The following is a 9,462-nucleotide window of genomic DNA, read 5'->3' on the forward strand; positions in this document are numbered from 1 at the left end:
GGAGTGGTTGACGATACAGCTCTGCGTCCACTAGAGGATTTGCTGACCGAGGCGCGGGAAGGGCGACTGTCGGTGAACCTTGGTGCAGGTTCTCCAGATGCGGTTCGTGTGAATGCCGAAGAGTTCGTCTACATGGAACGCGACTGTGAAGGGTTCAAACTCCTTATCCAAGCTCTCCAACGTATGGCGCGCAACATCTTCGAACGCGAGCAATGGGACCTCGGGGAGACGAGTGACGGCCTTTCCTCGGCGGCTGTCCTGGTAAATCGTTTCCGCACCAAGGCACAGAACGCGGAGGACGGAAACGATGTTCACGCGATTCTCGAGCAACATTACCGGATCGTTGAGGACATTCAGGAGTTGCACCGGGTGATCGCGCAGCGGTACATGGAAACCGATGAAACCTTCGCTGGTCGGTACAACGAGTTGATGGCCGGGGCGCCGCCCGTCGTGCCGTTGGCGCTGCCGCCGGCCTTCCCGGTAACCCCGGGCCAGTAGGAGACCCGTGGTGCGGTCGCGCTGTACGCCAGTGAGTTCGATACAGGGGGCACGATGACTTTTCAGAACGAGAACCCGAAGATCGGCGATCCCGAGCAACCCAACGGTTTCTCCCATACTCAGATCAACGAGGCGTTCAAACCGTTGGCGCCGGGTGATCACGGGATGACAGCGTCCGACCAGTACGCGCAGATCGCCGCACAGTGGGAGAGCGGAGTGCAGGTGTTCGCCGCGCGCATCCGGCGGTCCAGCGCGGCGGCCTGGGAGGGGCCTGCGGCGGAACAGTCGCGGCAGGCGATCGGCAACTACGCCACCCGAGCCGAAGATCTGGTTCCCGCGCTGAACGCGCTGGCAGTGCAGGTCTACGACTCGGTGGTGTCGATCATGCGCACTCAGAACAACTTGCCCGATGTTCCGGCCGAGAAGTCGCCATGGAATCCCAGCGGATGGTCGTGGCTGCCGTTCTACGAGGACACTGATCGCAGCGACGCGGAGGAAGTGGCGCGGCAGGTGATGGGCGACAACTATGTGACCGGCTTCGTCGCGGCCGATACGAAGATCCCGGTCCTGCCCACCCCCGTGAATCCGACCCAACCCCTGCATACCGATCTGCCCACCGGCGACCAGCCCAGCCCAGGCGGCGTCGCCACCGACCAGAGCGGCACCCCCAACGGCACAGACACCGGCGGACCGCAGGGTGAGGACCCCACCGGAGAAGAAGCGGGTGCGGAACCCGGCGAGGAACAGCCGGGCGACGACCCTGGCACCCCGCAGTCGGAGGACCCGGGCGCCGAGCAGCCGGGCGCGACACCCGCGGGGACGACACCGTCCACCACCGAGAGTCCGATTTCCACCACACCGAGCACCACCACCATGCCGAGCACCACCACCACGAGCACTCCCGGCCCGGGCACCCCGGGTTATCCGAGTGGCAGCCCGGTGACCACCGGCGACCCCGGCCGCAGTGTCCCCGGCACCCCGAACACCACCGGAACTCCCGCGGTGGCCTCCACCGGCACCCCCAGTGCCGGCGCAGCACGTAGCGGTATGCCGGGGATGATGTCGCCGGGGGCCGGTCGTGGTCAGCAGGGGGCGGACGACAAGCACGAAATCCCGGACTATCTCATCAATGCCGAGAACACCGACGAACTGCTCGGAGAGCTGCCAGCCACGATTCCCGGCGGGGTGCTGGGCGCCGACACACCGGCTGCGCGGCCGGCGGAACGCGACTGATCGATCGTCCGCCCACCCCAGGGCACCGGCCGGCGGCGCCGAGGTACCGGCAGCCGCCACATAATCGAGGAAACACCACCGACAATGAGCACATGGATCTGGGAGCCGGACGATTTCGCCGCGCTCTGGTATCGCGACGGGATCGACCGGTTCCCACGCCCGCTGCACTATCTGAGCCGCTACAAGACCCGCAACCCGTTCGAGGCACACGCCGCGGCCGTGCGCGCGCGATACGACCGGGACGAGCGCGAATTGATCCGGCGGGCCCTGCACACCGTGTCCGACGGTGACCTGCGGATCGAGATCCTGGGGGCCTCGACCGCGACCACCAAGGGCCGGGTGCGTGAATACCGGGTGGTCGGCGCACGCACCACCCACTACGGGGTGGTGCTGGCACAGTCGGTGATCGACGGTGTCGACGGTTCGATCCATGCCCAGCTGTTCGCCGCCGAACAGCTGCCGAAACGCCTCGCCGGCTTGGTGCCGTCGTGCGATCCCGGCCGGGAACCGGCGGGCACCTTCCATATCGACGATCTCGCACCAGGCCGCGACCAGCAGCGATCCCTGCGACGGGGTCCCGGCGAACAGTACCGGCGTCTCGTGCAGCGCCCTGCGGACGGCGGCGGTATGGCGGCCCTGCGGGTCGGGTCGATTCTGGATCGCCCCGAACCCTGGTACCGAACCCAGTGGTACGATCTCACCGCCGACGGCCGCTACCTGGAGAAACAGACGCGCGAACATGTCACGGTGCGGCCGGCCGGTGCCGCTGATCTCACGGCTGGGTTCGCCGACTGGATCGACCGCGCAGTGCGCCGGCTGCGTGAGGACGAACCGGATATCTGGTAGCACGGCCCCCGGCGGCCCGGACACTCGCGGCAGCTCCGGCGAAACTGTATGGGTAGCCGAGCGCGGGGCCGCCGACTCGCCGCTATTCATCGAGATACCGCGCGATATCGGTGAGAGTGGCTGCTCCGTAGAGTCGTTCGCCGTCCACAGCGTCCAGCAGTGCCCATCCGGCCGGCGTGCCCGGTTCGCGGACGAGTCGGTAACCGAGGCTCCCGGCGTGGGCGGCGACCATATCGAACGGTGCAGTGTGATCGTCACGCTCCAGAGATCCGTTCATCGTGCCTGACCGGTTCCCTGTGACGGCCACCGACGCAGCGCGTTCGATACCTGGGCCAGAGTGACGATATCGGCTGGCGGATTCCATTTTCTGCCTACCGGTATGGAATTCGCACCGGGAATACGGCGCGGCAGTTCTTCTTTCACTAGCGCGGTTTCCTTCGTGTCGACGGAATCAGTATTCCGAGAATTCCGGATTGCCGGGAACCATTCTGCGGGACTCGATCAGGCGCGCCCGGGCCTGCCTTTTGAGCGGGCACGCCGTCGAGGGGCACTCGATGTGGGACTGCATTACCTGGTGTGCGTAGTCGATGGTCATCACCGGTACGGGCCGGTGATCGGTCACCGGTAGTCCGAACAGCATGGTTCACCTCGCAACGTCGGGGATGGTCTGGTTCACGCCGGCCCGGTGGACACTGCGCGGTGTCTCCGGTCCCGTCGAGCCGGTGCGGGCGAAATGGGAAATTCCGCTACGGAATTTTCCACGTCTGCTGCCGCGTGCTCAGTCAACCATCCCCTTCCCCGATTGTGAATCGCTACGTAAGATCCAGTCACACAATGGAATTGCTCCGGGTGGATTGGTAATTCCAAACTGTTCGACTATTCCATTTGGGTTGGAATAACCGCGAGTAACGCTAATGAAGGGGAGAGACCTGTGTCGATCGAAACGAACGCCACGAACCCACCGACCCTGCCCCGCCGGGTCCTGGGCCGCCGCCTCCGCGAACTGCGTGAGGGGGCGGGGCTGAGCCGCGCGAACGCGGCCCGCCGGTGCGAGATGGGCGCGCAAACCCTGTGGCGCTTGGAGTCCGGGCGCAACAGCGAGACCAAGAAGATGGTGGTCAATGCGCTGTGCGATACATACGAAGCGAGCCCGGAAGACCGCCGTGAACTGCTGTGGCTAGTCGATGAGTCCCGCAAAGACGGGTGGTGGCAGTCGTACGCTGATGCGATGGTGCCCGAGGTCGAAATGTACTTTGGGCTCGAACAGGCGTCGTGTGCGGCCTTCTCATGGCAGACGGCGACTTTGCCGGGGTTGCTTCAGACTGCAGGTTACCGCCGCGCGCTGTGGGAAGTTGCGAAGTCACTCGGGAAGCCGGTTGACCTTGACCGTGAGATCATGCTGCTGCAACGACGCCAGGAGCGGCTGCAGGACAAATCCGGTTTCAACTTGTGCGTCGCGCTGAGCGAGTTTGTGCTTCGGCACCCCACGGGTGGTGTTGAGGTGACCGGTTCCCTCCGGACAGTGCCCCCTGGTAGGGCAGTTACGGAAATATGAGGGAAGATAGATCGTGGCTCATCAGCGGAAGAAGTACTCGCCGGAGTACAAGGACGAGGCCGTGAAAATGGTCCTGGAAAGCGACGGCCGTTCGATCGCGGCAGTCGCCCGGGATCTGGGAATCAATTCAGGGACGCTCACCAATTGGGTTGCGGCGTACCGGAAAAATCATCCGGGGGAAGAAGAACCTCTGGCCATTTCCGAGCGGGCCCGGTTACGTGAGTTGGAGCGGGAGAACCGCGAACTTCGCATGAAGGCCGAATTCTTGGAAAAAGCGGCAGCCTTCTTCGCGAGCCGCCAGCAGTGAAATACGACTTCATCGCTGACATGGACGCGGAGAAGGCGTATCCGGTTTCCTTCATGTGTAAGAATCTGAACATTTCGAGGTCGGGATACTACGAGTGGCGTGATCGTCCGGTTTCCGACACAGAGAAACGACGCGACGAGTTGAAATCGATGATCCGCGCCGTTTTCGACGACAGCCACGGCACCTACGGGCATCGGCGTATCCATGCGGTGCCGGTGGCCTCCGGACACGTCGTGGACGACGACACCGTCCGCAAGCCGATGCGGGAGCTCGACCTGATGCCCTGTCAGCCGAGACCGTGGCGGCCGGCCACTACCGAGGCCGACGCCGGCCATAGGATCCCCGACCTCGTGGCGCGTGATTTCACCGCCGCGGCACCGGGTGAGAAGTTCGTCTCCGACATCACTTACATCCGGACGGAGGAAGGCTGGCTGTATTTGGCGACGGTTATCGACTGCTACACGAAAATGGTGGCAGGCTGGTCGATGGCCGACCACTACCGTACCCCGTTGATCGCCGACGCGCTCGATATGGTTTCGACCCGGGTCGGCATTCTCCCGCGCGCGATCTTCCACAGCGACCGCGGATCGAACTACACCAGCTACGATTTCGGTAAGAAACTCGAGAAGATGGGCATGCGTCAATCCGTCGGCCGCACCGGAGTGTGCTGGGATAACAGTATGGCCGAATCGTTCTTCGGCGTCCTGAAAAACGAATGGTTACACCGCACCACCTTCGATACCCGCAATCAGGCACGGCGTGCGGTTGTGGAATATATCGAAACATTCTACAATCGCAAGCGTCTTCATTCGGGACTCGGCTATAAAGCGCCACTGCAGGTGCATACCGACTACCTGAACCGGCAGATGGCAGCATGAAATAACCCTTCAGGCCGCTGTCCGGGATCCACCGGGCCCCTCATGTCGAGACCATGGCGGACCAGTTGGATCATCTTGTCGAGATGTGCGCAATGCCGAACGTTTCACTGCGCGTCGTACCTTTCCTTTCCCCGGACCATCTCGGGCTGACCGCGAAGGACTTCATATACCTGGAGTTCCCTGAACATTTGAATCCGGTGCTGACCGAGCCACCTGTGGTCTACGTCGAGGGCTTCAGCGGGGCGTTGTACCTGGACAAGCGGAGTGAGATCGCCCAGTATCAGGCAGCTCGTAGTTCCATTCTGCAAGTAGCATTGGACGAGCGGGACACACAGCGCCTCATCGAGGCGACGGCGAGGGAGTATCGGGCATGTGCATTGACCTATCCGGCGCAGCCTGGTTCAAGAGCAGCCGTAGTGCCAGCGGCAAGGAGTGTGTCGAGGTGGCTCACTTGCAGCTTGGGATGGTGGGTGTGCGGGATTCCAAGAACCCGGCTGGCCCGGCCCTGGTTTTCGGTCCAGGCGAGTGGGACGCCTTCACCGCTGGCCTGCGCTCGGGCGGACTCGGCTCAGCGGACTGATAGGCACATACCCAGCAGAACCGACCGCACTCTCGCCGTACGGAGGGAGTGCGGTCGGTTCCGCATCACGGCGGCGGTTGATCCCCAGGGATTGATTTCAGTTCGAGGTGAGCGCGGCACTGAGGTCCGCCGCCAGCGCCTCCGCTATGGCGCGAGCCCCGGGCTCCAACTCGGCACGCCCCGCGCGAGGTCCACTGATGCCTTCCCCTTCCGACATGTTCGAGCCGAAGACGGCCACGCTGACGAAGACGTTGCTCTTCCGAAACGCACTCGACGCGGTGTCGTCCGGCGCGCCCCAGGATTCGAAGGACTCGTCCCCGAGACCGGTTGTCTCGCTGCCCTTCGTAGCGTCGAGTGCCCGATCGAAATGCCGCTCCGTGGCCGCGACCGCATCATCGCCCAATCTCAGTGAGAACGACAGGGTGATGGTGCGTGAAAGAGGCTCTCCGGCCGCCCAGGGTTCGATCTTCTGATACTGCGCGGTACACACTTTGACGGGTGCTGCCGCAGCGGATAGTCCCGCGCTCTCATCTTCGAACTCGACCGTGTCGCTGAACAGCGCGCCCGTATAGGAACGGACGGCGCCCATCGCCGGCCTCACCACCTGAGCGCAGGAATCCGCCAGCCCACCGAACATCGGACCCGCTCCGGCGTACCCGGCTTCCGGTGATCCGCAGGCGGTCACGACCCCGAGAATCACCAGTGCACTCACCGTGGTCGATCGTGCCCTTCCGGAACGACCCTGTCTCGGCCGCCAGCGATTCATCCCTCAGCCCCGTCCTGATTTCAGCTGTCGTTGTGTTTGTCGTACCCCTGTGGTCCGGCTATCGTGCCGGAATTGGCATGAACAGGCGAAGTTAGCTGTAGGGATCAGTAGCTGTATGACTCGACTCGAGCTCGGCGACCGGTGATGGCGCCCGAACCGATTGCCGCGGACGCCGTCGCCATGGCAGACGCCGCCACATTTCTTCGGCAGATCGCGACCACGGTCGGTGACGGGTTCCGTCGTATCGACGCTGAAATCGACGGCATGACCTATTGGGGCGGTCCCGCCGCACAGGCGTTCACCGCGGGATGGCAGGAGGCCAGCGAGGGCGCGGTGACACTGCTGTCCTCACTGGAAGCCATGGCCGACCTGCTGGGAGTGCAGGGCGAGGAATTCGCCTCAGCAGATGAGACCTTGGCCGCCGACCTCGCCGATACCGGGCCCCGCCCGAGCTCGCTCAACATCTGACCAACAGGGGTTTCCGCTATGTCACGGCACCATGTCGACACCGACGCGCTCGACGCGCTCAACGCCCAGCTGCGCGGTTTACTCGGTTTCACGGACGATCAGCTGGTACAGCTGCAGCAGCGGATGAACCGACTGCATAACGGCGACGGCGCGGCCGAGCCGTGGACCGGGGAAACCGCCGCTGCCGCCCGCGCCGCGATGGACACCTGGAACGCCGGCGCACAGAAAATGCGCGATGGGCTGGCGAAAATGGAAGCGGCCGGAAAGAACGCCCACGATTCCTACACCAGCACATTCGCCGCGATCCTGGCCCGCATCGACCGGGGCCCCGCCCCGGACGCTGGTGTGCGATGACCGTGGTAGACGTCGACACCGACGTCTACCACCAAGCTGCGGCCGCCCTGCTGAAGGCCGCCGACGATTTCATCGGCTCGGTGGATAAGCACTGGTCGAAGCTGGCCGACACCGGCGCGAACATGACCGGCTCCTATGAGGAGGCCCGTACCTGGGCCACCGGCTACGACACCAAGGCCAACGACCTGTTGGTGCAGGTGAAGTTGATGGCCAACAACGTCAACGGGTACGGCAATGTCGTCGCCGAACTCGGTTACCTGCATGCTCTCGGTGACCACAACGCCAACATGAAACCCGGCCCGGCACCGTCCCAGCCGCCCGTGCACCCATTGAATCTGCTGGTGGAATGCCGGCCACCACTGCCCTCGGCCGGTGGGCCAGGTAGCGGGCTGATCGAAGGGGGGATCGGGCTACTCGACGAAATCGGGATCACCGTCCCCGACGGCGACACCGATAAACTCTGGACGGTCGCGGCGATCTGGCGCGATATCGCCGCCGAGCCCGCCGTCGCCGGGTTCGCCGACGAGATCAAACGCATCGCCGGTATGTTCGCGCCGATCACCGCGCCCGAGCTCGACCATATCGACGAAGACCTGACCGCGATGGCGGCCGCGGCGGCCGAAACCGTGGCCGGATTCGGGGCGATGGCCACCACCACCAGCGAACACCATGACGAGCTGGTGGCAATGCGCAAGGAAATCGAAGGGTTCCTGCGCCAGTTCATCATCGATTCCGCGGTAGAGGCCGCCGTCACCGCCGGAATCACCGTAGCCGCATCCTTCGTCACCTTCGGTGCCGCAGGCCCGATCGGTGCCGCGATCGGCAGCTCCCGCCTGGCGACTCTGTGCGCCAAGTATGGGGCGAAGATCAAACCGTTCATCACGCTGTTCAAATCCCGCGGCCTCGGGCGCGGGTTCAAAGACGTTCCGGATTTCTCCAGCCACAAGACGAATATGGACCGGATCTGGCAGATGATCAACAAGAAGGCGCCCGGCGGCCACCGGCCTGGTAAAAGCACCGATTGGTCGTTCGGCCCCGAAGACGAGAAGGCTATCCAAACTGCCGCCATGAGGTCGCCCGACAGTGGCATGACCCTCAATGAAAAGCTGACCAGAGGCCTGCCGCTGACGCCGGAGGAACAGCGCCGCGCTGCCGCGCTGGAACAGGCCCTCGCCAAGCTGCCCTCCCACGAGGGTCCGCTGGTTCGCCATATCACTCTGACCCCAGAAGAACTGGCTCGCTACGTCCCGGGAAAGCCGGTCACCGAACACGGGTTCACATACAGCACTCTCAAGCCCGAAGGCATCGACCCGGAATTCGTCAAGCAGCAGAACGTCGAGTTCCAGATCGTGAGCAAGACCGGTAAGCCGGTCGGGGAGTACGCCACACGCCCCGACGAAGTGATGTTCGGGCCTGACACACCGTTCATGGTGCATGAGGTGGTCACGCTTCCGAACGGCCGTACCATCGTTCAGATGACCGAGATCTAGAAGGGGATGCCCTGTGTTCGAACGATTCACCGGCCGCAAGAAAAAGCCGCTCTTGACCGGCGAGGACTACTTCAACAGCGACGAATACACTCGCAACCAGGCGATATTCGACCAGTTCAACGCCCGGATCATCGAAGCGCGCGCCGCCGCCGAGGCCAACCCCCGCCCGGGTCTCGACCCCGAAACGATGGCTGAACTGCAAGCCCAGGCCAAAGAGTCGATCAGCCCGGAGAAGCGGAACTGGACCAACGACGCCGATCACTGGTACGACGGCGACGGCAACATCATCTACAGCCGAGGCGCCGACGGGTGGTACGACACCGCAGGAGTGCGGGTCTACGATCTGGTGTACAACCCGGTCACTCAGTAGAAACCATGGCTCCTCCGCGGGTCTGTAAAGATAACGGTGTAAGTCGTTGTCGTTGAGTTACTTTCGTGCGGCGGCCAGGCGGCCGTCGAAGGTCATGTCGAACGCGTTGAGGGCTTC

The 9,462-nt window shown here is 63.7% G+C and carries 12 protein-coding genes and 1 pseudogene; 11 read left to right on the forward strand and 2 right to left on the reverse strand.

The features are described 5' to 3' along the window. Positions 1–3: 3 nt before the first annotated feature. From ACLML9_RS12120 to ACLML9_RS12130, 3 genes are all read left to right on the forward strand, one after another. Positions 4–498, forward strand: a complete 495-nt coding sequence (locus ACLML9_RS12120; RefSeq protein ID WP_411945604.1) for a hypothetical protein — start codon at positions 4–6, stop codon at positions 496–498. Between the two features lie 54 nt (positions 499–552). Beyond that, positions 553–1,731 carry a hypothetical protein gene (locus ACLML9_RS12125; RefSeq protein WP_411945605.1) on the forward strand — a complete coding sequence of 393 codons (1,179 nt, stop codon included), beginning with the start codon at positions 553–555 and terminating at the stop codon, positions 1,729–1,731. Between the two features lie 84 nt (positions 1,732–1,815). Continuing rightward, the gene (locus tag ACLML9_RS12130; RefSeq protein WP_411945606.1) at positions 1,816–2,577 is read left to right on the forward strand and encodes an ESX secretion-associated protein EspG; all 762 of its coding nucleotides are present in this window, start codon (positions 1,816–1,818) and stop codon (positions 2,575–2,577) included. Positions 2,578–2,659: 82 nt separating this feature from the next. On the opposite strand, the gene ACLML9_RS12135 is transcribed toward ACLML9_RS12130, so the two are convergent. Continuing rightward, positions 2,660–2,854: a hypothetical protein gene (locus tag ACLML9_RS12135; protein WP_411945607.1), complete on the reverse strand. Its 195-nt coding sequence runs from the start codon at positions 2,852–2,854 to the stop codon at positions 2,660–2,662. Positions 2,855–3,508: 654 nt separating this feature from the next. Between ACLML9_RS12135 and ACLML9_RS12140 the strand changes: the two genes are divergently transcribed. From ACLML9_RS12140 to ACLML9_RS12155, 4 genes and pseudogenes are all read left to right on the forward strand, one after another. Beyond that, entirely contained in the window at positions 3,509–4,132 is a 624-nt protein-coding gene (locus ACLML9_RS12140; RefSeq protein WP_411945608.1) for a Scr1 family TA system antitoxin-like transcriptional regulator, read from the forward strand. Positions 4,133–4,145: 13 nt separating this feature from the next. Beyond that, positions 4,146–5,317 (forward strand): IS3 family transposase gene (locus ACLML9_RS12145; RefSeq protein ID WP_411945609.1). Its coding sequence is split into 2 segments (ribosomal slippage): positions 4,146–4,401 and positions 4,401–5,317, totalling 1,173 coding nucleotides; the frame shifts between segments, so codons are not numbered across the junction. A gap of 53 nt (positions 5,318–5,370) precedes the next feature. Further along, a pseudogene (locus tag ACLML9_RS12150) lies at positions 5,371–5,652 on the forward strand (Scr1 family TA system antitoxin-like transcriptional regulator); the annotation flags it as partial. Between the two features lie 35 nt (positions 5,653–5,687). After that, the gene (locus tag ACLML9_RS12155) at positions 5,688–5,897 is read left to right on the forward strand and encodes a DUF397 domain-containing protein (RefSeq protein ID WP_411945610.1); all 210 of its coding nucleotides are present in this window, start codon (positions 5,688–5,690) and stop codon (positions 5,895–5,897) included. Positions 5,898–5,994: 97 nt separating this feature from the next. Here ACLML9_RS12155 and ACLML9_RS12160 read toward each other — a convergent pair whose 3' ends face one another. Further along, positions 5,995–6,534 (reverse strand): hypothetical protein, encoded by a 540-nt coding sequence (locus tag ACLML9_RS12160; RefSeq protein ID WP_411945611.1) that lies wholly within the window; start codon positions 6,532–6,534, stop codon positions 5,995–5,997. Between the two features lie 273 nt (positions 6,535–6,807). Between ACLML9_RS12160 and ACLML9_RS12165 the strand changes: the two genes are divergently transcribed. From ACLML9_RS12165 to ACLML9_RS12180, 4 genes are read left to right on the forward strand one after another with little or no spacing between them, the layout of a single operon-like run. Further along, positions 6,808–7,131, forward strand: a complete 324-nt coding sequence (locus ACLML9_RS12165; protein ID WP_411945612.1) for a WXG100 family type VII secretion target — start codon at positions 6,808–6,810, stop codon at positions 7,129–7,131. Between the two features lie 18 nt (positions 7,132–7,149). Continuing rightward, positions 7,150–7,485 carry a WXG100 family type VII secretion target gene (locus ACLML9_RS12170; RefSeq protein ID WP_411945613.1) on the forward strand — a complete coding sequence of 112 codons (336 nt, stop codon included), beginning with the start codon at positions 7,150–7,152 and terminating at the stop codon, positions 7,483–7,485. Further along, positions 7,482–8,975, forward strand: a complete 1,494-nt coding sequence (locus tag ACLML9_RS12175; protein ID WP_411945614.1) for a hypothetical protein — start codon at positions 7,482–7,484, stop codon at positions 8,973–8,975. Before ACLML9_RS12170 ends, ACLML9_RS12175 begins: the two co-directional genes overlap by 4 nt. Positions 8,976–8,988: 13 nt before the next feature. Beyond that, entirely contained in the window at positions 8,989–9,345 is a 357-nt protein-coding gene (locus ACLML9_RS12180; RefSeq protein ID WP_411945615.1) for a hypothetical protein, read from the forward strand. Positions 9,346–9,462 lie beyond the last annotated feature (117 nt).

Origin of the sequence: Nocardia sp. NPDC002869, from assembly GCF_046764065.1 — a bacterium.
In the GTDB taxonomy this organism is placed as follows: Bacteria; Actinomycetota; Actinomycetes; order Mycobacteriales; family Mycobacteriaceae; genus Nocardia; species Nocardia rhamnosiphila.